The sequence below is a fragment of the Streptomyces sp. NPDC039465 genome (assembly GCF_055639315.1).
Genome location: NZ_JBVKAP010000003.1, coordinates 796,877 through 819,556, shown reverse-complemented (window position 1 = coordinate 819,556; position 22,680 = coordinate 796,877). Strand labels below are relative to the sequence as shown.

Below are 22,680 nucleotides of genomic sequence, written 5' to 3'. Positions count from 1 at the left end.
GCCCCGGCCCGACCCCAGCCCCCTCACGCCTCCCGAAGGGCCGCTCGATGACCCTGCCCTCCGCCCCGCCCACGGCCGCGCCGCCCGCCGCCACGCACTCCCCGCCCGCGACCGCGCCGCCCGCACCGCGTCGCCTGTGGCGCGCCCTCTCCCCGTACACGTACATCGCCCCGTTCTTCACCCTCTTCGCCGCCTTCGGTGTCTTCCCGCTGATCTACACCGCCGTCGTCTCCCTCTACCGCGTGGAGCTCCAGACCCCCGGCGAGATGGAGTGGCGGGGCCTGGGCAACTACACCGCCCTGTTCACCGACGCCTATTTCTGGACGGCGCTGCGCAACACGTTCACCATCGGGGTGCTCTCCACCGTCCCGCAGCTCGCCATGGCGCTGGGCCTGGCCCATCTGCTCCACTACAAGCTGCGCGGGCGGACCTTCTTCCGTACGGCGATGCTGCTGCCGTACGCGACCTCGGTCGCCGCCGCCACGCTCGTCTTCGCGCAGCTCTTCGGCCGGGACTTCGGCCTGGTCAACTATGTCCTGTCGGCCGTGGGCATCGGCCCCGTCGACTGGCAGACCGGCACGCTCGCCTCCCAGATCGCCGTCTCCTCGATCGTGATCTGGCGCTGGACCGGCTACAACGCGCTGATCTACCTGGCCGGGATGCAGTCGATCCCGGGCGAGCTGTACGAGGCGGCGGAGATGGACGGGGCCTCCCGGTGGCGGCAGTTCGTCCATGTGACCCTGCCGGGGCTGCGGCCCACGATCGTCTTCACGACCGTCGTCTCCACGATCGGCGCCACCCAGCTGTTCGGTGAACCGCTGCTGTTCGAGGGGTCTTTGTCGGGCGGCATCTCCCACCAGTACCAGACCCTTGGCCTCTACCTGTACGAGCAGGGCTGGGGCTTCTTCCACCTGGGCCGGGCCGCCGCCATCGCCTGGGTGATGTTCCTGCTGATCCTGCTGCTCGTGGGCGTCAACGCCCTGATCGCGCGCCGCCGTTCCCGTACGGAGACCACCCGATGACCAGCCACGCGGGCCGCACCCGGCACGGCGGAAAGCTCACCTACGCGCTCCTGACCGTCGCCGTCCTCATCTCCGCCTTCCCGTTCTACTGGACGCTGGTCGCCGCCAGCCGCTCCAACGCCGATCTGGCGCGGGTGCCGCCCTCGCTGCTGCCCGGGCCTCATCTGCTGCGCAACATCGAGGCGGTGACGCTGGAGGCCGACATCGGCAAGGCGCTGCTCAACTCCCTGATCGTCTCGACCTCGATCACCGTCGGCACGGTGCTGTGCTGCACGCTCGCCGGGTTCGCCTTCGCCAAGCTGCGCTTCCGGGGGCGGGGAGCGCTGCTCGCCGTCACCGTCGCCACGATGATGATCCCGCCGCAGCTGGGGGTGATCCCGCTGTTCATGCTGATCGCGAAGTTGCAGTGGGTGAACCAGCTCCAGTCCGTGATCCTGCCCGGGCTGGTCTCCGCGTTCGGGGTGTTCTTCATGCGGCAGTTCCTCGTGCAGGCGCTGCCCGACGAGCTGATCGAGGCGGCCCGGGTCGACGGCGCCTCCACCGCGCGGATCTTCTGGGCCGTCGTCGTGCCGATCGCCCGGCCCGGCATGGCCGTCCTCGGCCTGCTCACGTTCATGACCGCCTGGAACGACTTCTTCTGGCCGATCGTGGCGCTCTCCTCGCAGGAGCCGACCGTGCAGGTCGCGCTGCGTCAGCTCGGCGGCGGCTATGTCCACGACCAGTCCGTGATCATGGCCGGCACGCTGCTGGGCACCCTGCCCGTCCTACTCGTCTTCGGGCTGCTCGGCCGGCAGATCGTCGGCGGCATCATGCAGGGCGCCGTCAAGGGCTGACGCCCCCTCATCTTCTGTATGTCTCACCTCTGTTGGGAGTTCCTTCTCGATGACCTCCGTCGACGCCCGCCCCGAGGCCCCGGCCCTCGCCTTCCCGGCCGGTTTCCGCTGGGGCACCGCCACCGCCGCGTACCAGATCGAAGGCGCCGCCACCGAGGACGGCCGCACCCCCTCCATCTGGGACACCTTCAGCCGCACCCCGGGCCGGGTCCGCAACGGCGACACCGGCGACATCGCCGCCGACCACTACCACCGCATGGACGAGGACATCGCCCTGCTGGCCGACCTCGGCGTCAGCGACTACCGCTTCTCCATCGCCTGGCCACGCGTCCAGCCCACCGGCCGGGGACCCGCCGCCCACAAGGGCCTGGACTTCTACCGGCGGCTCACCGACTCCCTGCGCGCCGCCGGGATCCGCCCCGTCGCCACCCTCTACCACTGGGACCTGCCCCAGGAGCTGGAGGACGCGGGCGGCTGGCCGCGCCGCGACACGGCCGCCCGGTTCGCCGAGTACGCCCACCTCACCGCCGAGGCCCTCGGCGACCGGGTCGCCACCTGGACCACCCTCAACGAGCCCTGGTGCGCGGCCTTCCTCGGCTACGGCTCCGGCGTCCACGCCCCGGGCCGTACGGAACCGGCGGCCGCGCTGCGCGCCGCCCACCACTTCAACCTCGCCCACGGCCTCGCCGTACAGGCTTTGCGCGCGGCGCTGCCCGCGGCGGCGGAGATCTCCCTGACCCTCAACCTTCATGCGGTACGGTCGGCTTCGGGCGATGCGGCCGACCTGGACGCGGCCCGCCGGATCGACGCGCTCGGCAACCGGCTCTTCCTCGACCCGGTCTTCCACGGGCGCCTGCCGACCGATCTCGTCGCGGACACGGCCGCGCTGACCGACTGGTCCTTCGTCCGCGACGGGGACCTGGAGGCCGCGCACACGCCGATCGACTCGCTCGGCATCAACTACTACGCGCCGACCGTGGTGGCCGCGGGCACCTCCTCCACGCCCTCGCCGTGGCCGGGCACGGAGGACCGGGTGCGGTTCCTGCCCGCGCCCGGACCGCGGACGGCGATGGACTGGCCCGTGGACGCGGAGGGACTGTACGAGCTGCTGACCCGGCTGCGGGACGACCTGCCCGGTGTGCCGCTGGTGATCACCGAGAACGGTGCGGCGTACGACGACTACGCCGACCCGTCCGGCGACGTCCACGACCCCGAGCGGGTGGCCTACCTCCACGCCCATCTCGCCGCGGTCCACCGCGCTCTCGCCGACGGCGCCGACGTCCGCGGGTACTTCCTGTGGTCGTTGCTGGACAACTTCGAGTGGGCGTACGGCTACGGCAAGCGCTTCGGTATCGTCCATGTCGACTTCGCCACCCAGCGCCGCACGCCGAAGGACAGCGCCCGCTGGTACGCGCGGGTCATCGCGCGCGGCGGCCTGAGCGGCTGAGCCGCTCCCGGCGGCGCGCCTCGCGGGCGAGCGGCAGGTAGCGCAGTCGCTCGGGGAGTACGGGCACCACGATCCGTACGCCCCGGGCGAAGCGGCGCAGGGTGCGCTCCTGCCGGTCCGTCCAGGTCAGGCCGAGGGCTTCGCGGGCGTCCGGCGGCATCAGTCCGGCGGTGAGGAAGGACCGCAGCCGTACGTACCGAGGCATGAGCCACGGCCACAGCGCCCTCAGGAGCAGCCGCAGGGGCAGCGGGCCGCGGTCGAGGGGCGGCAGTTTCTGGTGTGGGTCGACGAGGTCGCGTACGACGGGGGTCGCTTCCAGTTTTTCGGTGACGACCTTGCGGTAGTACGGCCAGAACTCCTCGATGGTCTGCGGCATGTCCCGGTCCTGGATGCCGAGGATCCGGCCGACCTGGAGCCATTCGGCGTACAGCTGGCGTTCCTGGGCTGGGGTGAGTGACCTGGTGAAGTAGCGGGCGCCGTGGTGGTAGACGGGGAAGCCGGTGGCGTGGACCCAGGCGTAGGTGGCGGGGTCGAGGGCGTGGTAGGGGCGGCCGTGGGTGTCGGTGCCCTGGATGGAGCGGTGCAGCCGGCGCAGTCGGCGGCCTTCCTCGGCGGCGGCTTCTCCTCCGTACACCCACAGCTGGAGCGAGCGCAGGGAGCGTTCTCCGCGGCCCCAGGGGTCGGTACGGAAGACGGAGTGTTCGTCGACGCCGGCGCCGACGGCGGGGTGGGCGACCTGGAGGGTGAAGGCGGCGGGGAGCAGCAGGAGGCCGCGGATGTCGCCGGCCAGGGTCCAGAGCACGCCGCCGGGCGGGGGCGGTGCGGGGTCGGTGGGGGTGGCTGGGTGGTTCATGTGGTGCTCCCGGGGGGTGGTGCGCCGGGCACCGGCCGGTGTATTTCTCCGTGTCTCCTCCAGTATGGGCAGGGACGCTTCGGTGTGGCCGGTAAGAGTTTCGGGGGCGGACGTGGCCCGGCAAGATTCCCGCCCCCCGAAGGCTACCGGAAGGTAACCGTGGCTGATTTGATGTGCGGCGCCGCTCCAACCCCCCACCAGAAACGGGAGATCCTGTGCCGCACGCCTCGCTCCGCCGTCGTATCTCCGGTGCAGCTCTGTCCACCGCGCTCGCCGCCGTCACCCTGGCCACGGCCACCCCGTCGGCCACCGCCACGGAGGCGGCCGCGACCCCGCGGCTGAAGGTGCTGAGCTACAACACCTTCCTCTTCAGCAAGAGCCTGTACCCGAACTGGGGCCAGGACCACCGTGCCCGTGAGATACCGAAGACGTCGTTCTACCAGGGCAACGACGTCGTCGTGATTCAGGAGGCCTTCGACAACTCCTCTTCGGACCTGCTCATGCGGAACTCCGCCGCGCAGTACCCGTACCAGACCCCGGTCATGGGCCGGAGCAAGACCGGCTGGGACGCCACCGGCGGCGCCTACTCGTCGACCACGCCGGAGGACGGCGGGGTGACGATCCTCAGCAAGTGGCCCATCGTGCGCAAGGAGCAGTACGTCTACAAGGACGCCTGCGGCGGCGACTGGTACTCCAACAAGGGCTTCGTCTACACCGTGCTGAACGTGAACGGCGCGAGGGTGCATGTCGTCGGCACGCACGCCCAGTCGACGGACCCGGGCTGCTCGGCGGGCGAGGCGGCGCAGATGCGCAGCCGCCAGTTCAAGGAGATGGACGCCTTCCTGGACGCGAAGAACATCCCCGCGTCCGAGCAGGTGATCGTCGCGGGTGACTTCAACGTCGACTCGCGCACCGCGGAGTACGGCACCATGCTGAGCGATGCGGGCCTGGCCGGCGAGGACTCCCGCACCGGTCACCCGTACTCCTTCGACACGGAGGTCAACTCGATCGCCTCCGAGCGCTACCCGGACGACCCGCGCGAGGACCTGGACTACGTCCTGCACCGGGCCGGGCACGCCCGCCCTGCGGGCTGGACCAACCATGTGGTGCTGGAGAAGAGCGCGCCGTGGACGGTCTCCAGCTGGGGCACGAACTACACGTACACCAACCTCTCCGACCACTACCCGGTCGTCGGCTCCGGGCAGTAGGAGAAGGTGCCGTGCCGGCGCCCCTGAGGGGTCAGGGGCGCCGGCACGGCGTGGCCGCGTGGGGTCAGCGGCCGAGCAGCTTCTTCATCCGCTTGCCTTCGGGGGACTCCCAGAGGGTGTTCCAGAGCTTGGCGGAGCTGGTGGAGGCGTAGACGCCGGGGGCGCCCTGCTCGGCGCAGCCCTCGCCGTAGGAGACGATGCCGATCTGGTAGGTACGGCCGGAGACCTTGCGGAAGAGCGGGCCGCCGCTGTCGCCCTGGCAGGAGTCCTTGCCCTCGACGCCGGCGCAGATGTTGACGGCCTTGTTGTAGCCGGGGTAGGTCGCCTTGCACTCGGGGTGTGAGAGCAGCGGGACCTGGACGCCGCGCAGGCGGTCGGGGTAGTTGGTGATCTCGGTGTCGGTGTTGCCCCAGCCTATGACGGTGGCCTTGTGGCCGGGCCGCAGGAGGGCGTCGGTGCCGGGCGTGGGCAGCTTGACGGGGACGACGTTGGTGACGGGCTTGGCCAGTTCGAGCAGGGCCAGGTCGTAGGCGTCGTCGCCCTTGGAGTAGCGGGGGTGGGAGATCACGGCGGCGACGTTGCGCAGCTGGCCCTGCTTCTTGTTGGACAGGACCGTGCGTCCGACGGTGACTTCGAGCCCCTTGGGGTCGCTGCCGTCGACGCAGTGGGCGGCGGTGAGGACCACGGTGGGGGCGATGAGGCTGCCGCCGCAGAACTGGCGGTTCACCGGGCTGCCGGAGCCCTTGGAGAGCAGCGCCGCCATCCAGGGGTAGGCGTTGTCGGGCTGCTCGACGCCGCCGATGATGTAGGCACCGGGGTTGCCCTTGTCGGACGGCGACGCGGCGTGCGCGGTGGCGGCCGTGGCCGCCGACGCGACGAGCGCCAGCGCGGCGCCCGACGCGAGGCCGGCGGCGCTGATCCGGCGGGCGCGGCTGCGGGTGGAGGACATTCTCATGGGGGGTTGGTCTCACTTTCTCGAGGATGGGCGCCAAACGCCGTGACCCGTGGGGTCGTTGGTGTCCGGGCGCATGCCGTGTTGTGAGACCGGGGAATGTGCTCCGAGGTTCACTGCCTTTCGTGTCTTTGGCGTCTTTGGTTTCTTTGGCGCGTTCAGTAGGGCGCGTTGGTGACGCTGTGGACGTAGAGGCCGACGACCGCGGCGATGCAGAGGATGACCATCCAGGAACGCAGGCTGGTGTGACGGCCCTTGGGTCTGCGCGGGGGCTTCGCGGCGCGTCGCGGTGTGGGGCGACCGGCGCCACGCGCCTGTGTGGGGGCAGTCGTGTCGGCGGCGGCGTCGGCGAGCAGCCGGCGGCAGATCGCGGCGAGTTCGGAGGTCCCGGCGGCGAGGGAGACGACGATCTCCGAGCGCGCCGGGGCGGTGGTTCCGCCGTCCAGGATGCGTCCGGCCCGTACGAGGACTTCGTCGCGGCCCCCGGTCGGGGCGAGGCTGATCCACCGCTGCACATGCTCGCCCCGGATGACGACCCCGCCGCCGCGCTCCCGGTAGACGGTGTGCTCGCGCCAGAGGACGTCGGCCAACTCGGTTGCCGTTTCCCTGAGTTGTGTATGCATGTGCTCCCCCTCCACCGTGCCCATCAATTCGAACAAGCACATGACTTTAGCGGCAGGTGCACGCCATCGTCGGGCGGGGTGGGCTTCCGTGATCAGCTCTCCGGTTTCGGCGGGTCAGCGCGACACAAGGAAGTGGACCTGGCGGGGCCTGATCTCCAGGTCGCTCAGGCCGTCGGGCGTCGCGTCCATCTCGCGGGCGAGGTCGGCCGTCGCCAGGAAGGCCTCCTCGGACTCGAACGCGCCGGTGGTGACGACGGCGTCGCCGTCCGGGGTGACCCAGACCCCGACGGACTCGAAGCCGGGCTGGCGCCGCATCGCCTCGGCGACCTGGTGGCATTCGGCGACGAACGCGTCGACGTGCTCGGGGGCCGGGTAGTGGAAGGCGACGAAACCGAATGACATGACGTGTCCCTTCTCAGGTTATACGATGCCGTACAACGTGAGGCTAGACCCGTTGTACGGCTCCGTACAACAGGTCGGAGAGGGTGAGGTGAGCCACAGATGGGCGCGCTGCGCACACCGCGGGAGCAGTGGATCGAGCAGGGTCTGCGGGCACTGGCCGCCGGTGGTGTGGACGCGGTGCGGATCGAGGCGCTCGCCAAGGCGCTGGGGGTGACCAAGGGCGGCTTCTACGGCTACTTCGCCGACCGCGACGCACTGCTGACCGAGATGCTGGACACCTGGGAGCGCGAGAGCGTCGACGACGTCGTCGACCGGGTCGAGCGGGAGTGCGGCGACCCGCGCGACAAGGTCCGCCTGGCCGGGCAGCTCACCTTCTCCAGCGACCGCCTGCTCCCCATCGACCTGGCCATCCGCGAATGGGCCCGCCGCGACCCCGCCGTCGCCGCCCGCCTGCGCCGCGTGGACAACCAGCGCATTCAGCTGGCGCGCGACGCGATCAGTACGTTCTGCGCCGACCCCGAGGAGGTCGAGGCGCGCGCCCTGCTCGCGTTCTGCACGGCCATCGGCAGCCACTTCCTCGCCGCCGACCACCCGGCCGGTACCCGCGGCCCGGTCATCGCCCGCGCCGCCGACATCATCCTCGACCTCCCGCACGCCAGCCCCGAGAAGGATCAGCAGCGGACCGCACCGAGACCGCTCAGTCCCCGAAGTCGTACACCGTGACCGCGATCCCCCGCTCCACCAGCCGCCGGGCTATCAGCGGCTCCACCCGCGACCACTTCCCCCCGGCCAGCCCGCAGCCGATGCGCGGCATATGGACCGACGCGCCGAGCTCCTCCGCCTTGCCGGCGAGGGTCGCCAGCGCCGTGTCGATCGCCTCGTAGCGGACGGGCACGCCCTTGCTGCCGGTCCGCATGCCGCGCTGGCCCACCATGTTGGCCACCCACAGATACGGACCGACCTGGACGCACTGCACGGCGCCGAGGCCGAAGTCGTTGGCGGCGCGGTCGCGGTGCCAGCGCCGGTAGGCGGCCTCGGGCTCCGGCCAGCGCCGGGAGAGGGCGAGCACGAAGCCCTTGCCCCAGCCCCCGAGGTCGTTGCATACATGCGCGATGATCTTGACGCCTTTGCCGCGCGGCGCGGTGGCGTCCCCCCGTACGTACTCGATCCCCGTCATGCGAACTACCGTACGGGCCACCACTGACAGCCATCCGGACCGGACCGGGGCGCACTTTCACAACAGTGGTGAGACAGCAATACTGTTCCACCGGAGGGACGCACCGCGGGAAGGCGAGGCAAGCACATGGCGACCGAGACCGACGAGCCGGCGGAGCGGACGCTCACCGTCGACGAGCTGGCCGCGCGGGCGGGGGTCACCGTGCGTACCGTCCGCTTCTACGGCACCCGGGGCCTGCTGCCCCCGCCGGTGATCGGGCCGCGACGGGTCGGGCACTACGGCCCCGAGCATCTGTCCCGGCTCGCCCTGATCGAGGAACTCCAGCATCAGGGCATGACCCTCGCCGCGATCGAACGCTACCTGGAACAGCTGCCGCCGGACCTCAGCGCGCAGGATCTGGCCATCCACCGCGCCCTGGTGGCCTCCTGGGCACCCGAGTCCGCGGAGCAGATCACCCGCGGTGACCTGGAGCGCCGGGCGGGCCGGACGCTGACGGACGTGGACATCGACCGGCTGGCGGCGATGGGCGTCCTCGACCGCGGCCCCGACCCCGAGGCCTTCCGGCTCGACGCCACCCTGCTCAGGCTCGGCGTCGAACTCCTGGAGGTGCCGATCGCCCACGAGACGATCCTCGCCTCCCGCACGGTCCTCCTGGAACACGCCCGCGCCGCCGCGCACGAACTGTCACGGCTCTTCCGCGACGAGGTATGGAACCCGTACCGCGAGCGGGAGTCGGACCCCGACCATGTGGCGGCGATGAAGTCCCTGTCGGCACACATGCAGCCGATGGTGATCCAGGCCCTGGTGACGGCGTTCCAGCGGTCGCTACGGGAGGAACTGCGCGAGGCGTTCGGCACGGCGAGCGGCGAGCGGGCGGAGACTGGGAAGGACCCGGCCTGAGTCCAAGGAGGGTCCGCGGCTGACCGATGACAGCGGTCGGACGACGACTATCAGATGTGGTCATCTGACATCCGACATCGGTCAGCCGTCATCGGTCAGCGCTCATCGGTCAGCCGTGAGACACAGGCGCCCGGCGGTCAGTCGTCGGTGAAGATCTCCCCCCGTTCCGCCTTCGCCACCAACAGCGCCGGCGGCGTGAACCGCTCCCCGTACTCCGTCGCCAGTTCCCGCGCTCGTGCCACGAAGCCGGCCACTCCGCCCTCGTAGCCGTTGATGTACTGGAGCACTCCCCCGGTCCAGGCGGGGAATCCGATGCCCATGATGGAGCCGATGTTGGCGTCGGCGACCGAGATGAGGACGTTCTCCTCCAGGCAGCGGACGGAGTCCAGGGCCTCGGAGAAGAGCATCCGCTCCTTCATGTCCTCGAAGGGGATGGTGACGCCGGGCTTGGTGAAGTGCTCGCGCAGCCCGGGCCAGAGCCGGATGCGCTTCCCGTCCTCGTCGTACTCGTAGAAGCCGCCGCCGCCGCTGCGTCCGGTGCGTCCGAACTCGTCGACCATGCGGTCGATGACGACGTCCGAGGGGTGCCCGACCCAGGTGCCGCCGGCTTCCTCGACGGCTCGCCGGGTCTCGTTGCGGATCTTGCGGGGCAGGGTCAGGGTCAGTTCGTCCATGAGGGAGAGCACCTTGGCCGGGTAGCCGGCCTGGGCGGCGGCCTGTTCGACGGAGGCGGGGTCGGCGCCTTCGCCGACCATGGCGACGCCTTCGTTGATGAACTGGCCGATGACGCGTGAGGTGAAGAAGCCGCGTGAGTCGTTGACGACGATCGGGGTCTTCCTGATCTGGCGTACGAGGTCGAAGGCGCGGGCGAGGGCCTCGTCGCCGGTGCGGTCGCCCTTGATGATCTCGACGAGCGGCATCTTGTCGACGGGCGAGAAGAAGTGGAGGCCGATGAAGTCGGCGGGGCGGGCGACGCCTTCGGCGAGGCCGGTGATGGGCAGGGTGGAGGTGTTGGAGCAGAGCAGCGCGTCGGGTTCGACGATGTGCTGGATCTCCTGGAAGACCTGGTGCTTGAGGGTGGTGTCCTCGAAGACGGCTTCGATGACGGCGTCGCAGCCGGCGAGGTCGGTGATGTCGGCGGTGGGGGTGATGCGGGCGAGGAGTTCGTCGCGCTTGGCCTCGGTGGTGCGGCCGCGGGAGAGGGCCTTGGCGAGGAGTTTTTCGGAGTAGGCCTTGCCGCGGGCGGCGGCTTCGGGGGTGACGTCCTTGAGGATGACGTCGATGCCGGCCTTGGCGCAGGAGTAGGCGATTCCGGCGCCCATCATGCCGGCGCCGAGGACGGCGACCTTGCGGACGGTGCGGGGTTCGGTGCCCTGGGGGCGGCTGCGGCCGGCGTTGACGGCCTGGAGGTCGAAGAAGAAGGCCTGGATCATGTTCTTCGCGGTCTGGCCGGTGACCAGCTCGGTGAAGTAGCGGGCCTCGATGACGAGTGCGGTGTCGAAGTCGACCTGGGAGCCTTCGACGGCGCAGGCGAGGATGTTGCGGGGGGCGGGGTAGGGGGCGCCGGCCAGTTGCTTCTTGAGGTTGGCGGGGAAGGCGGGGAGGTTGGCGGCGAAGCGGGGGTTGGAGGGGGTGCCGCCGGGGATCTTGTAGCCCTTGACGTCCCAGGGCTGCTGCGATTCGGGGTGGGTGTCGATGAAGGCGCGGGCCTTGGCGAGCATGTCGTCGGTGGAGGTGGCGACTTCGTGGACGAGGCCGTTGTCGAGGGCGCGTTGGGGGGAGTACTGGGTGCCTTGGAGGAGGACCTTGAGGAGGGCGTCGGCGATGCCCATGAGGCGTACGGTGCGGGTGACGCCGCCGCCGGCGGGGAGGAGGCCGAGGGTGACCTCGGGCAGGCCGATCTTGGAGCCGGGGGTGTCGAGGGCGATGCGGTGGTGGCAGGCGAGGGCGATTTCGTAGCCGCCGCCGAGGGCGGCGCCGTTGATGGCGGCGACGACGGGCTTGCCGAGGGTTTCGATGCGGCGCAGGGAGGCCTTGATGGCGGTGCCGGTGTCGAAGGCGAGCTGGGCGTCTTCGGGCCGGAGTTTGATCATGTCTTTGAGGTCGCCGCCGGCGAAGAAGGTTTTCTTGGCGGAGGTGATGATGATGCCGCGGATGGTGTCCTTCTCGGTTTCGGCGCGGTCGGCGACGGCGGCGATGGAGTCCTTGAAGGCTTGGTTCATGGTGTTGGCGGACTGGTTGGGGTCGTCGAGGACGAGGGTGACGATCCCGGTGTCGTCCTGTTCCCAACGGATGGTGGTGCTGGTGGGCGTTGCGGTCATTGCTGCTTCTCCGTAAGGGGGTGGGGACGGGGCGGGCGGTCAGACGCGCTCGACGATGGTGGCGATGCCCATGCCTCCGCCGACGCAGAGGGTGGCGAGGCCGTAGCGCTTGTCCTGGCGTTCGAGTTCGTCGATGAGGGTGCCGAGGATCATGGCGCCGGTGGCGCCGAGGGGGTGGCCCATGGCGATGGCGCCGCCGTTGACGTTGACCTTGTCGAGGGTGAGGCCCATGTCCTGGACGAAGCGGAGGACGACGCCGGCGAAGGCTTCGTTGATTTCGACGAGGTCGATGTCGTCGATGGTGAGTCCGGCCTTGGCGAGGGCTTTGCGGGTGGCGGGGGCGGGGCCGGTGAGCATGATGGTGGGTTCGGAGCCGGAGACGGCGGCGGCGACGATGCGGGCGCGGGGGGTGAGTCCGTAGCGTTCGCCGATGGCGCGGGAGCCGATGGCGACGAGGGAGGCGCCGTCGACGATGCCGGAGGAGTTGCCGGCGTGGTGGACGTGGTCGATTTTTTCGACCCAGTGGTACTTCTGGAGGGCTACGGCGTCGAAGCCGCCCATGTCGCCGATGGTGGCGAAGGAGGGCTTGAGGGCGGCGAGGGAGTCGGCGGTGGTGCCGGGGCGCATGTGTTCGTCGTGGTCGAGGACGGTGAGGCCGTTGCGGTCGCGGACGGGGACGACGGAGCGGTCGAAGCGGCCGTCTTTCCAGGCGGTGGCGGCGCGTTCTTGGGAGAGTGCGGCGTATTCGTCGACGTCGCGGCGTGAGTAGCCTTCGAGGGTGGCGATGAGGTCGGCGCCGATGCCTTGGGGGACGAAGCCGGTGTCGAAGTTGGTCATGGGGTCGGCGAACCAGGCGCCGCCGTCGGAGGCCATGGGGACGCGGGACATGGATTCGACGCCGCCGGCGAGGACGAGGTCTTCCCAGCCGGAGCGGATTTTCATGGCGGCCATGTTGACGGCTTCGAGGCCGGAGGCGCAGAAGCGGTTTTCCTGGACTCCGGCGACGGTGTCGGGGAGTCCGGCGGCGATGGCGGAGATGCGGGCGATGTCGGAGCCTTGGTCGCCGACGGGGCCGACGACGCCGAGGACGATGTCATCGATGGCGGCGGGGTCGAGGGTGGGGTAGCGGCGGCGGATTTCGTGGATGAGGCCGACGACGAGGTCGATGGGCTTGGTGCCGTGGAGGGCGCCGTTGGCTTTGCCGCGGCCGCGGGGGGTGCGGATCGCGTCGTAGACGTACGCTTCGGTGCTCACTGGGGTGCCTTTCGTGAGGGTGTGCTTGGTGGGTCAGCCGAGCAGGGAGCGGCCGATGATTTCTTTCATGATTTCGGTCGTGCCGCCGTAGATGGTTTGTATTCGGCCGTCGGTGTAGGCGCGGGCGATGGGGTATTCGGTCATGTAGCCGTAGCCGCCGTGGAGTTGGAGGCAGCGGTCGGTGACGCGTTTTTGGAGTTCGGTGGCCCACCATTTGGCCATGCTGGCGTGGACGGCGTCGAGTTGGCCGTGGGTGTGGTCTTCGATGCAGCGGTCGAGGAAGGTGCGGGTGACGGCGCATTCGGTGGCCATTTCCGCTATTTCGAAGCGGATGTGCTGGTGTTTGGCGAGTGGGCGGCCGAAGGCTTGGCGTTCTTTTACGTAGCGGGTGGTGAGGTCCAGGAGGTGTTCGGCGGCGGTGATGGCGGCCATGGCTATGGCGATGCGTTCCTGGGCGAGGTTGGTCATGAGGTGGATGAAGGCGCCGTTGAGTTCGCCGAGGAGGTTTTCTTTGGGGATGTGGACGTCGTGGAAGAAGAGTTCGGCAGTGTCTTGGGATTTTTGGCCGATTTTGTCGAGGTTGCGGCCGCGTTCGAATCCGGGCATGCCGCGTTCGACGACGAGGAGGGAGAGTCCGTGTGCGCCGCCTTCGGGGGTGGTTTTGGCGACGACGATGACGAGGTCGGCGAGGATTCCGTTGGAGATGAAGGTTTTTGAGCCGTTGAGGAGCCAGTGGTCGCCGTGGTCTTCGGCGGTGGTGCGGATGGCTTGGAGGTCGGAGCCTGCGCCGGGTTCGGTCATGGCGATGGCGGTGATGGTTTCGCCGGTGCAGAAGCCGGGGAGCCAGCGTTGTTTTTGTTGGTCGGTGGCGAGGGTGGTGAGGTAGGGGCCGATGATGTCGTTGTGGAGGCCGAGGGCGAGGCCGGGTGTGCCGGCGCGGGTGAATTCTTCGGCGAGTACGGCGCTGTAGCGGAAGTCGGGGTTTCCGCCGCCTCCGTATTGTTCGGGGACGGCGAGGCCGAGGAGGCCTTGGCGGCCGGCGGCGAGCCAGGCGTCGCGGGAGACGATGCCGTCTTTTTCCCATTGGTCGTAGTGGGGGAGGACTTCTTTGGTGAGGAAGGTGCGGACGGTTTCGCGGAAGGCGTCGTGGTCGGTGTCGTAGAGGCGGCGTTCCATCAGGGCTCCTGGTGGAGGTGGGGGAGGTCCCAGTCGCGGGCGACCTCGGCGGTGTCGGCGCCGGGCTGGGCGGGGCCGCGGTGGATGGTGCCGGGGGTGGCGGAGAAGCGGGGTGCGGGGGCGGGTTGGGTGATGCCGCTGTGGTGGACGAAGGTGGCGCGGGCGGCGAGGTGGGGGTGGGTGGGGGCTTCGCGGAGGGAGAGTACGGGGGCGACGCAGGCGTCGGAGTTTTCGAAGAGGGCGGTCCATTCGTCGCGGGTTTTGGTGCGGAAGCGTTGGGCGATGGTGTCGCGGAGTTGGGCCCAGTGGGTGAGGTCTTTGCGGGCGGGGGCTTGGTCGTTGATGCCGAGGATGCGGGTGAATTCGTCGTAGAACTGCTCCTCGAGGGCGCCGACGGCCATGTGGTGGCCGTCGGCGGTTTCGTAGGTGCCGTAGAAGGGGCAGCCGCCGTCGAGGAGGTTGGTGCCGCGGCGGTCGTGCCAGCCACCGGCGGCGAGCATGCCGTGGATCATGGTGGTGAGGTGGGCGGTGCCGTCGACGATGGCGGCGTCGACGGTCTGGCCGTGGCCGGTGGTGCGGGCGTGCTGGAGGGCGGCGAGGACGCCGATGACGAGGTATAGGGCGCCGCCGGCGTAGTCGCCGAGGAGGTTGGCGGGGATGGCGGGTGGTTCGCCGTCTTTGCCGATCATGCCGAGGGTGCCGGTGGGGGCGATGTAGGCGATGTCGTGGCCGGCGCGGTGGGCGAGGGGGCCGTGCTGGCCCCAGCCGGTCATGCGTCCGTAGACGAGGCGGGGGTTGCGGGTGAGGCAGGTGTCGGGGCCGACGCCGAGGCGTTCGGCGACGCCGGGGCGGTAGCCCTCGATGAGGATGTCGGCGCGTTCGACGAGCTCGAGGAGGTGGGTGGGGCCGATGTCGCTTTTGAGGTCGATGAGTACGGAGCGTTTGTTGCGGTTGGTGAGGTCGTGGGTGGGGTCGATGGCGAGGCCGGGGCCGCCGGGGCGGTCGATGCGTACGACGTCGGCTCCGAGGTCGGCCAGGTGCATGGCGGCGAAGGGTCCGGGGCCGATGCCGGCGAGTTCGATCACGCGTACGCCGGTGAGCGGGCCGCTCGGGCCGGGGCCCGGTCCTGAGGTGGTCGGTGGTGCCGTCATCAAGCCCCCAAGCGGTATGACACATCTGATGTAACACCGGTGATGCTAGGAACGCGTTCCACTCCGCACAAGCCCTGTGGCGGGCAAGCGCGGGTCCACGGCCCGAAATTGACCGGCGGCCGTGACCGTCGCTTCGGCGGGATGTGCCGATGGACGATCACACCAGAATCGAGCCCCCGCACACGGGCGGCGAGCGCGCCACACTGACCGGCGTCCTCGACTTCCGGCGCGCGACGCCGGCGATGAAGTGCGCGGGGCTGAGCGCGGAGCAGCTCAGGGCGCGGGCGGCGCCGCGTTCGGGGCTGTCGCTGCTGGGTCTGGTGCGCCATCTGGCGGAGGTGGAACGCAGCTGGTTCGCCCACACCCTGATGGGTGAGGCGGTGGGGGCCTTCTGGCCCGGTCCGGGGCCCGGTGAGGTCGCCGGGTTCGATGTGGACCGCGGGTACGCGCGGCACCACGGGCACGCCGATCTGCCGTGGGAGCGTCTGGACGGCTCCACCGGCGAGTGAGGCCCCCGCCCGCCGCGTGGGCCCGGGCGTGGGAGCGCTAGGCTCCGCCTCCGACGACAGCGGGCGGGGAGTCCGCGGGGCGCAGCGGAGGGCTGGATGGAGACAGGGCGGGCGTATGACGTGGTGCTCTTCGGGGCGACCGGGTTCGTCGGGGAGCTGACCGCGCGGTACTTGGCCGCGCACGCCCCGGAGGGGTGCCGTTGGGCGCTCGCGGGGCGCAGCCGGGCCAAGCTGGAGGCGTTGCGTGAGCGGCTCGCCGCCCGGTGGCCGCACTGCGCGGAGCTGCCGCTGTCGTGCGCGGACGCGGACGATGCCGGATCGCTGCGTGAACTGGCGCTTTCGGCGCGGGTGGTGGCGACGACGGTCGGTCCGTACGTCTGGTACGGGGAGGGTCTGGTGGCGGCCTGCGCGGAGGCCGGTACGGATTATGTGGACTTGACCGGTGAGGCCGAGTTTGTCGATCTGATGTACGTACGGTATGACGCGCTGGCGCGGGAGACGGGTGCCCGGCTGGTGCACGCGGCCGGTTTCGACTCGGTGCCGCACGATCTGGGGGTGTATTTCACGGTCCAGCAGCTGCCGGAGGACGTGCCGTTGCGGGTGGACGGGTTCTTGCGGGCGGGGGCGTTGTTCTCGGGCGGTACGTTCGCCTCGGCGCTGACGGCGATGGGGCGCGGGCGGCAGATGCTGCGGGCGGCGCGCGAGCGGCGGCTGTATGAGCCGCGGCTGGTGGGGCGGCGGGCGCGGGCGGTGCTTGGTGGGCCGCGGTTCAGTGTGGAGACGGGTACGTGGGCGTTGCCGCTGCCGACGCTGGATCCGCAGGTGGTGGCGCGGTCGGCGGCGGCGCTGGAGCGGTACGGGCCGGACTTCCGCTACCGGCATTACGCCTCGGTGAAGACGCTGCCGATGGCGCTGGGCGGGGCGGCGGTGGTGGGTGCGGGGGCGGTCCTCGCGCAGGTTCCGTGGGCGCGGCGGTGGCTGATGGAGCGTTACGCGCCGGGCCAGGGGCCGGACGAGGAGCGCCGGGCGCGTAGCTGGTTCTCGCTGCGGCTGGTGGGCGAGGGAGGTGGGCGGCGGGTGTTCACCGAGGTGTCGGGTGGTGATCCGGGGTACGACGAGACGGCGAAGATGCTCGCCGAGTCGGCGCTCGCGCTCGCCTTCGACGCGCTGCCGAAGACGTCCGGGCAGGTCACGACGGCGGTGGCGATGGGCGACGCGCTGCTGGAGCGGCTGCGGTCGGCGGGGATCCGGTTCCGGGTGGCGGACGCGCGGTAGGTGGGGCGGGCCCGTCACTGTCGTACGGGCCCGTGGGCGTCGTACGGGCCGGTCGGTACCGGCAGGTGCCGACGGGCCCTCAGCGGCGTACGGGGCCGGTCAGTGCCGTACGAGGCAGAAGGGGTGGCCCGCCGGGTCGGCGTAGACGCGCCACGCGCGCGTGCCGCCTCCGTCGTCGAGGAGGGTGGCGCCGAGGGCGAGTACGTCGCGGTGGGCGCGCTCCAGGTCGTCGACGCGGATGTCGAGATGGGACTGCTGGGGGCGGGTGGGATCGCCCCAGACGGGCGGGCGGTGGTCGGTGGCGCGCTGGAAGGCCAGCACGGGGCCGGTGCCCGTGTGGAGGGTGGCCCAGTCGTCGTCGAGGGACCACTGGGGGTCGGGGCGGTTCACGTCACCGCCGAGAAGTCCCTGGTAGAAGCGGGCGAGGGCCAGGGGGTCGGGGCAGTCGAGGACGACGCACTGGAAGCTGCCGATCACGGGATGCGGGGTCCTTTCCGGGAGTGGTCCTAGAGCGTCCGGGAGATGTCCTTGAGCGCCCGCCGGCACAGGGCGTCGGCATGGCGGGTGGTCTCGGGGAGGCGGTAGCGGGGGCTGAGGTGGAGGGTGTGCGCGCAGGCGGCGTCGAGGGTGACGCGGTGGCCGACGGAGACGAAGACAGGTTTGACGCCGTCCTGGGTCCGCAGGGCGCGGCCGACGACCTCGCGGCCGTGGCTGTCGTCGGCGACGAGCGCGGCCGCCGAGCCGCGCCGCTCGCCGGGCGGCTCGTAGGTGAAGGTGAAGGGGTTCTTCGCGACGCCGATGACGGGCAGGCCGGTGAGGACGCCGAGGTGGCTGGCGAGACCGAAGCGGCGGGGGTGGGCGAGCCCGTAGCCGTCGCAGACGACCAGGCCGGGGGCGGTGTTGAGGGACTCCAGGGCGGCGAGGACGGTCGGTATCTCGCGGAAGGCGAGCAGGCCGGGTACGTACGGGAAGGAGATCCGTCCGACGGCGGTGGTCTCCTCCACGACCTCCAGGCTGCGCGCGTCGAGGACGACGGCCGCCGCGACGACGACGTCCCGCTCGTCGTCGTACGCCACGTCCACCCCGGTGACGAACCCGTCCCCGGGGGTGGGGCCGGCCTCGTCGAGGACGACCTTGCCTCGCAGTTCGTCCTGTACGGCCCGTGCGGCGGCCTCGTCGGCGGGCCAGCCCGCCGGGGTTTCGATGATCTTCATGGTGACGGCCACCTTACGGGGAGCCGGGGCCGGGCCGGCGGGGTGCGGCGGCGGTGGGGTCGATGGCAGCGGTGGGGGCGCGGGTCGCCGGCGGCGGTGGGGGTACGGTCCGCGAGTCGGACGGGACCGCGGGCGGCGGCCGGGCGGCGGTAGCCTGCCGATCATGTTCGTACTGGAATTGACCTACACCGCCCCCGTCGAGCGGGTCGACGCGCTCCTCGACGCGCATGTGGAGTGGCTGGACGCGCAGTACGCCGCCGGGGTGTTCATCGCCTCGGGGCGCAAGAACCCGCGTGACGGCGGGGTGATCCTCGCCGTGGGGGACGACCGCGCGCAGATCGAGAAGATCGCGGCGGCCGACCCCTTCACCACCGGCGGGGTGTGCGCGTACCGCATCACGGAGTTCGTGGCGACCAAGACCGCGCCGGAACTCGCCCCTTACCGCCAGCAGCTGCCCGCTTAGGGCGTGTTCCCAGCCAGACGGGACTTTCGAAACACGCGGCTAGAAGCCCAGGCGCGCCACCCGGCCCTTCTCTCCGGCCGCCCAGCAGCCGATGTCGGGCGTGCAGTCGACGGTGTCGTACGAGCCGGTGTCGACGGTGCGCCAGGTGCGGCCGGCGTCGAGGGTGAGGTCGGTGCCCGTGGGGCCGACGGCGAGGGCCGCGGTGCGGCTGTGCGGCAGCCAGGCGACGCCCGAGCGGTAGGCGGGCGGCGGGGTGGCCGCCTGCTGCCAGGTGCGGCCGCCGTCCCGGGTCACGGCGCCCGCCCGGGGTGAGGGTTGGTCCTTGCGGTAGTCGCCGCCGACGGCGATGCCGCGGTCGCGGCCCTGGAAGGCGAGGGCGAACACGCCGCGTGCCGGGTCGCCGGCCGGGATGGTGGAGTCGGCGGCCGTCCAGGTGAGTCCGCGGTCCGCTGAGTGCAGGACGCGGGCGGTGGCGCCGCCGCCGGTGGCCAGCCAGACGTCCTTGGGGCCGGAGCTGACCAGGCACTGGCCGCTCGCGGCGAAGCCCGCCTCGCCGGGCAGGGCGTCGGGCATGCCCTCGCTGGGCAGCACCTTCCAGGATTTTCCGCCGTCGCCGGTGGCGAGGATGCGGTACTTGCCGTCGACCGGGTCGCTCATGGCGAGGCCGTTGCTGCGGTCGAAGAAGGTGATGCAGTCGTAGAAGGCCTTCGGGTCGGTGTTGCGGAAGGATTCGGTCCAGGTCGCGCCGCCGTCGTCGGTGCGCAGTGCCCGGGATGCCTCGCCTTCGCCGATGGCGAGGACGACGGCCCGTTGGGTGTCGAAGGCCTCGATGTCCCGGAATTCCAGCTCCGCGGCGCCGGGCGGGGATACGTTCCGCCAGGTGCGGCCGCCGTCGGTGGTGCGCAGCACGGTCCCCTTGGACCCGGCGACCCAGGCGCTGTCGCCGCTGACGGCGGCGAGCCCGCGGAACCGTGCGTCGGTGCCGGTCGCGGTGGGCTTCCAGGGCGTCCACTCCGGGCGGTTCTGTGCGGCCGGCCCGGGCTCCCGCCACTCCCCCGCAGGCTCGTTGGTCATGCCCGCCGCCGCAGTCGTGTGCCGTGCCTTGGTCGTGTGCGGCGCCTTGGTCGTGTGGCGTACGTCGGCCGTGTCCGCCTGGGCGGGCGCCGCGAGGGCGGCCACGAGGGCCGCTCCGCACAGCCCCACCGACACCGTTCTTCTCGTCTTCCCCATGGACGTCATGGCGCCGGAAGCTAGCCGACGGGGCAGGTCCCGTCCAGGGTGCGATGTGACCGTGGGATGTCACTGTGCGGTGTCACGCTGCGACGTGACGTTGCGCGGTGGGATGACAACGATGGCGGTGACGCAGGTCACGCCATATGACAGTGCACGCCCCGACGAATTTCGTCGTCCTCCCAGGTGTAAGGGAGACGTCAGCAGAAGCCGCGCGCGAGGAGCAAGGCCTTGTCCACCGTCATCGAGCAGGCCGTGCAGGCCCGCATGGTCGCGTCCGCGCCGCGCGTGGAGACCGTGCACGCCACACTGCGTTACGACCGTAAGGACCCGTTCGCGGTGAGCATGGCGTTCCCGCCGCCTGCGACGCTGGAGGGCGTCGAGGTGTCCTGGGCGTTCTCCCGGGAGCTGCTGGCGGCGGGCATGGACCGGCCGGCCGGGCTCGGGGACGTACGGGTGAGGCCGTACGGGTACGACCGTACGGTGCTGGAGTTCCATGCTCCGGAGGGTGTGGCCATGGTCCATATCCGTACGTCCGAGGTGCGCAGCTTCCTGCGCCGTTCGCAGCATCTGGTGCCGTCGGGGCGCGAGCACCACTACCTGGATCTGGACGAGGATCTGGCGGAGCTGCTCCGGGACGCCATCTGAGGCCAGCCTTGCAGGACTGACTCCCTCGGCCCGGCCTTTCCGCATTAATTCGCTCGCCTCCCTCTCCTCCCTCGCGTACCGTCGTCGACGCCCCTGTTGCCGTCGATCGGAGTAGGACGTTGCTCGTCTGAGGTCTGAGACACCGTGCCGCACAGCCCCGCCGTCTTCGGCCCGCTGTGTGCGCCGCGTGCGACCTCGGCGTACGAGCCGTCCCTCGCAGCTCCGGCCCCCGGCCGGTGTCCTTGACGCTGCGGGCCCCTCTTCGCCCTGACCGGTCGCCCCGGTGTCTCACCCGTTGCCCTCTTCTTCTTCTCTTATGCAACCGGGAGGCCCGTATGTCTACCGTTCCCACCTTCATCACCTGCACCGATGTGTCCTTCTCCTGGCCCGACGGGACCGAGGTGTTCGACGGCTTCAAGCTCGCCGTCGGCCCGGGCCGCACCGGGCTGGTCGGGCTCAACGGCTCCGGCAAGTCGACGCTGCTCAAGCTGATCGGCGGGGAGTTGGCCCCGGCCCGGGGCACGGTGCGTACGGCCGGCGAGGTCGGGTATCTGCCGCAGAACCTGGTCCTGGACACGGCCCTGCGGGTCGACCGGGCGCTCGGTATCGACGTCACCCGCGCCGCGCTGCACGCCATCGAGGCGGGCGATGTCAGCGAGGCCAACTTCACTGCCGTCGGCGACGACTGGGACGTGGAGGAGCGGGCACGGGCCACGCTCGACCAGCTCGGTCTTGGGCATGTGGGTCTCGACCGGACGATCGGGGAGCTGTCGGGCGGCGAGTCGGTGCTGCTGCGGCTGGCCGCGCTGCTGCTGGCCCGCCCCGAGGTGCTGCTGCTGGACGAGCCGACCAACAACCTTGATTTGTACGCGCGTCGGCGGCTGTATGCGGCGGTGGAGTCGTGGTCCGGTGTGCTCGTCGTGGTGAGCCACGACCGTGAACTGCTTGAGCTGGTCGACCAGATCGCGGATCTGCGCGATGGTGAGGTGACATGGTACGGCGGCGCGTTCTCGGCGTACGAGCGGGCGTTGGCGGCCGAACAGGACGCGGCCGAGCGGATGGTGCGGGTCGCCGAGGCCGACGTACAGCGGCAGAAACGTGAACTGTCTGAGGCGCAGATGAAGTTGGCGCGCCGTCAGCGGTATGCGCGCAAGAGTTTCGAGAACAAGGTCGTCCCGAAGATCGTGGCGAACAACCGTAAGGGCGAGGCGCAGGTGTCGGCCGGGAAGCACCGCGCGGTGCAGGCCGGGCGGCTGGCCGAGGCTCGGGAGCGGCTCGACGAGGCGGTCGAGGCGGTGCGTGACGACGACGAGATCAGGGTGGAGCTGCCGTATACGACGGTGCATCCGGGCCGGGGTGTGCTGTTGCTGCGGGATCTGGAGCTGCGGTACGGGGCGCGGGTGCGTGCGGAGTTGGAGCTGCGTGGCCCGGAGCGGATCGCGCTGGTGGGGCGTAATGGTGCGGGCAAGACGACGCTGCTGCGGACGATCGCCGGCGAGTTGGAGCCGGTGTCGGGGGAGGCGGTGGCTCATGTGCCGCTGCGTTTTCTGCCGCAGCGGCTGGATGTGCTGGACGACGGGCTGAGCGTGGTGGAGAACGTGGCCCGTTTCGCGCCGGAGGCGACGGTCAACGCGATCAGGGCGCGGTTGGCGCGGTTCCTGTTCAGGGGGGCGCGGGCGGATCAGCCGGCGGGGACTTTGTCGGGTGGGGAGCGTTTCCGTGCCGCGCTGGCGGCGTTGCTGCTGGCGGAGCCCGCGCCGCAGTTGCTGATGCTGGACGAGCCGACGAACAACCTGGACTTGGCGAGTGTGCGGAAGTTGCGGGCGGCTCTGGAGGCGTACGAGGGGGCGTTGATCGTGGCGAGTCACGATGTGCCGTTCCTGGAGTCCCTGGGGATCACTCGGTGGCTGCTGCTCGATGGTGAGCTGCGGGCCACGACACCGGAGGAGGTACGGGAGGGGCGGGAGGTCGGCGGGGGGTCTGCGGTGGAGTGATGCCGGGCGGCAGGGGTGCGGCGGATCA

The 22,680-nt window shown here is 70.7% G+C and carries 23 protein-coding genes; 11 read left to right on the top strand and 12 right to left on the bottom strand.

Annotation, left to right across the window (positions count from 1 at the left end; genetic code table 11):
* The first annotated feature begins 47 nt into the window (after positions 1-47).
* From ACZ7LT_RS14140 to ACZ7LT_RS14130, 3 genes are read left to right on the top strand one after another with little or no spacing between them, the layout of a single operon-like run.
* Positions 48-1,022, top strand: coding sequence for a carbohydrate ABC transporter permease (locus ACZ7LT_RS14140; protein WP_471236275.1), 975 nt, complete (start codon positions 48-50; stop codon positions 1,020-1,022).
* Positions 1,019-1,855: a carbohydrate ABC transporter permease gene (locus ACZ7LT_RS14135; RefSeq protein ID WP_471236274.1), complete on the top strand. Its 837-nt coding sequence runs from the start codon at positions 1,019-1,021 to the stop codon at positions 1,853-1,855. The genes ACZ7LT_RS14140 and ACZ7LT_RS14135 overlap by 4 nt, the downstream gene beginning before the upstream one ends.
* Positions 1,856-1,904: 49 nt before the next feature.
* Complete coding sequence (locus tag ACZ7LT_RS14130; protein WP_471236273.1) at positions 1,905-3,302, top strand: GH1 family beta-glucosidase; 1,398 nt, start codon at positions 1,905-1,907, stop codon at positions 3,300-3,302.
* Here the strand turns inward: ACZ7LT_RS14130 and ACZ7LT_RS14125 are convergent.
* A complete protein-coding gene (locus ACZ7LT_RS14125; protein WP_471236272.1) occupies positions 3,274-4,155 on the bottom strand; it encodes an oxygenase MpaB family protein in 882 nt (293 codons plus the stop codon). The genes ACZ7LT_RS14130 and ACZ7LT_RS14125 overlap by 29 nt on opposite strands.
* Positions 4,156-4,370: 215 nt before the next feature.
* On the opposite strand from ACZ7LT_RS14125, the gene sph reads away from it, so the two are divergent.
* Positions 4,371-5,363: a sphingomyelin phosphodiesterase gene (gene sph, locus ACZ7LT_RS14120; RefSeq protein ID WP_471236271.1), complete on the top strand. Its 993-nt coding sequence runs from the start codon at positions 4,371-4,373 to the stop codon at positions 5,361-5,363.
* Between the two features lie 64 nt (positions 5,364-5,427).
* Here sph and ACZ7LT_RS14115 read toward each other — a convergent pair whose 3' ends face one another.
* The 3 genes from ACZ7LT_RS14115 to ACZ7LT_RS14105 form a co-directional block, all read right to left on the bottom strand.
* Positions 5,428-6,318 carry a S1 family peptidase gene (locus tag ACZ7LT_RS14115; protein WP_471236270.1) on the bottom strand — a complete coding sequence of 297 codons (891 nt, stop codon included), beginning with the start codon at positions 6,316-6,318 and terminating at the stop codon, positions 5,428-5,430.
* Positions 6,319-6,473: 155 nt separating this feature from the next.
* Entirely contained in the window at positions 6,474-6,938 is a 465-nt protein-coding gene (locus ACZ7LT_RS14110; RefSeq protein ID WP_471236269.1) for a hypothetical protein, read from the bottom strand.
* 114 nt (positions 6,939-7,052) lie between these two features.
* Positions 7,053-7,340, bottom strand: coding sequence for an antibiotic biosynthesis monooxygenase (locus ACZ7LT_RS14105; RefSeq protein WP_471236268.1), 288 nt, complete (start codon positions 7,338-7,340; stop codon positions 7,053-7,055).
* A 99-nt stretch (positions 7,341-7,439) separates the two neighbouring features.
* Here ACZ7LT_RS14105 and ACZ7LT_RS14100 point away from each other — a divergent pair, with 99 nt between their 5' ends.
* A complete protein-coding gene (locus ACZ7LT_RS14100; RefSeq protein WP_471236267.1) occupies positions 7,440-8,063 on the top strand; it encodes a TetR/AcrR family transcriptional regulator in 624 nt (207 codons plus the stop codon).
* Here ACZ7LT_RS14100 and ACZ7LT_RS14095 read toward each other — a convergent pair.
* Positions 8,038-8,517, bottom strand: a complete 480-nt coding sequence (locus tag ACZ7LT_RS14095) for a macro domain-containing protein (protein ID WP_471236266.1) — start codon at positions 8,515-8,517, stop codon at positions 8,038-8,040. The two genes, ACZ7LT_RS14100 and ACZ7LT_RS14095, sit on opposite strands and share 26 nt — an antisense overlap.
* 126 nt (positions 8,518-8,643) lie before the next feature.
* Here ACZ7LT_RS14095 and ACZ7LT_RS14090 point away from each other — a divergent pair, with 126 nt between their 5' ends.
* Complete coding sequence (locus ACZ7LT_RS14090; protein ID WP_471236265.1) at positions 8,644-9,417, top strand: MerR family transcriptional regulator; 774 nt, start codon at positions 8,644-8,646, stop codon at positions 9,415-9,417.
* A gap of 137 nt (positions 9,418-9,554) precedes the next feature.
* Here the strand turns inward: ACZ7LT_RS14090 and ACZ7LT_RS14085 are convergent, their stop codons facing one another.
* Genes ACZ7LT_RS14085 through ACZ7LT_RS14070 form a run of 4 tightly spaced genes read right to left on the bottom strand, consistent with a single transcriptional unit; the run spans position 9,555 to position 15,319 of the window.
* On the bottom strand, positions 9,555-11,738 hold the full coding sequence (locus tag ACZ7LT_RS14085) for a 3-hydroxyacyl-CoA dehydrogenase NAD-binding domain-containing protein (protein ID WP_471236264.1): 2,184 nt from the start codon (positions 11,736-11,738) through the stop codon (positions 9,555-9,557).
* A gap of 39 nt (positions 11,739-11,777) precedes the next feature.
* Positions 11,778-12,992, bottom strand: a complete 1,215-nt coding sequence (locus tag ACZ7LT_RS14080) for an acetyl-CoA C-acetyltransferase (protein ID WP_471236263.1) — start codon at positions 12,990-12,992, stop codon at positions 11,778-11,780.
* Positions 12,993-13,025: 33 nt separating this feature from the next.
* Positions 13,026-14,168, bottom strand: coding sequence for an acyl-CoA dehydrogenase family protein (locus ACZ7LT_RS14075; protein ID WP_471236262.1), 1,143 nt, complete (start codon positions 14,166-14,168; stop codon positions 13,026-13,028).
* The gene (locus ACZ7LT_RS14070; protein WP_471236261.1) at positions 14,168-15,319 is read right to left on the bottom strand and encodes a CaiB/BaiF CoA transferase family protein; all 1,152 of its coding nucleotides are present in this window, start codon (positions 15,317-15,319) and stop codon (positions 14,168-14,170) included. The genes ACZ7LT_RS14075 and ACZ7LT_RS14070 overlap by 1 nt, the downstream gene beginning before the upstream one ends.
* A gap of 149 nt (positions 15,320-15,468) precedes the next feature.
* On the opposite strand from ACZ7LT_RS14070, the gene ACZ7LT_RS14065 reads away from it, so the two are divergent.
* Entirely contained in the window at positions 15,469-15,828 is a 360-nt protein-coding gene (locus ACZ7LT_RS14065; RefSeq protein WP_471236260.1) for a mycothiol transferase, read from the top strand.
* Between the two features lie 96 nt (positions 15,829-15,924).
* A complete protein-coding gene (locus ACZ7LT_RS14060) occupies positions 15,925-17,103 on the top strand; it encodes a saccharopine dehydrogenase family protein (protein ID WP_471236259.1) in 1,179 nt (392 codons plus the stop codon).
* 99 nt (positions 17,104-17,202) lie between these two features.
* Here ACZ7LT_RS14060 and ACZ7LT_RS14055 read toward each other — a convergent pair whose 3' ends face one another.
* Positions 17,203-17,580, bottom strand: coding sequence for a VOC family protein (locus ACZ7LT_RS14055; protein WP_471236258.1), 378 nt, complete (start codon positions 17,578-17,580; stop codon positions 17,203-17,205).
* A gap of 29 nt (positions 17,581-17,609) precedes the next feature.
* Entirely contained in the window at positions 17,610-18,317 is a 708-nt protein-coding gene (locus ACZ7LT_RS14050) for an endonuclease V (protein ID WP_471236257.1), read from the bottom strand.
* 163 nt (positions 18,318-18,480) lie between these two features.
* Here ACZ7LT_RS14050 and ACZ7LT_RS14045 point away from each other — a divergent pair, with 163 nt between their 5' ends.
* Positions 18,481-18,780, top strand: coding sequence for a YciI family protein (locus ACZ7LT_RS14045; RefSeq protein WP_471236256.1), 300 nt, complete (start codon positions 18,481-18,483; stop codon positions 18,778-18,780).
* Between the two features lie 39 nt (positions 18,781-18,819).
* On the opposite strand, the gene ACZ7LT_RS14040 is transcribed toward ACZ7LT_RS14045, so the two are convergent.
* A complete protein-coding gene (locus tag ACZ7LT_RS14040) occupies positions 18,820-20,019 on the bottom strand; it encodes a WD40/YVTN/BNR-like repeat-containing protein (protein WP_471236255.1) in 1,200 nt (399 codons plus the stop codon).
* Between the two features lie 222 nt (positions 20,020-20,241).
* On the opposite strand from ACZ7LT_RS14040, the gene ssgD reads away from it, so the two are divergent.
* Positions 20,242-20,658, top strand: a complete 417-nt coding sequence (gene ssgD, locus ACZ7LT_RS14035) for a spore wall synthesis regulator SsgD (RefSeq protein WP_471236254.1) — start codon at positions 20,242-20,244, stop codon at positions 20,656-20,658.
* 335 nt (positions 20,659-20,993) lie between these two features.
* A complete protein-coding gene (locus ACZ7LT_RS14030) occupies positions 20,994-22,652 on the top strand; it encodes an ABC-F family ATP-binding cassette domain-containing protein (RefSeq protein WP_471236253.1) in 1,659 nt (552 codons plus the stop codon).
* Positions 22,653-22,680 lie beyond the last annotated feature (28 nt).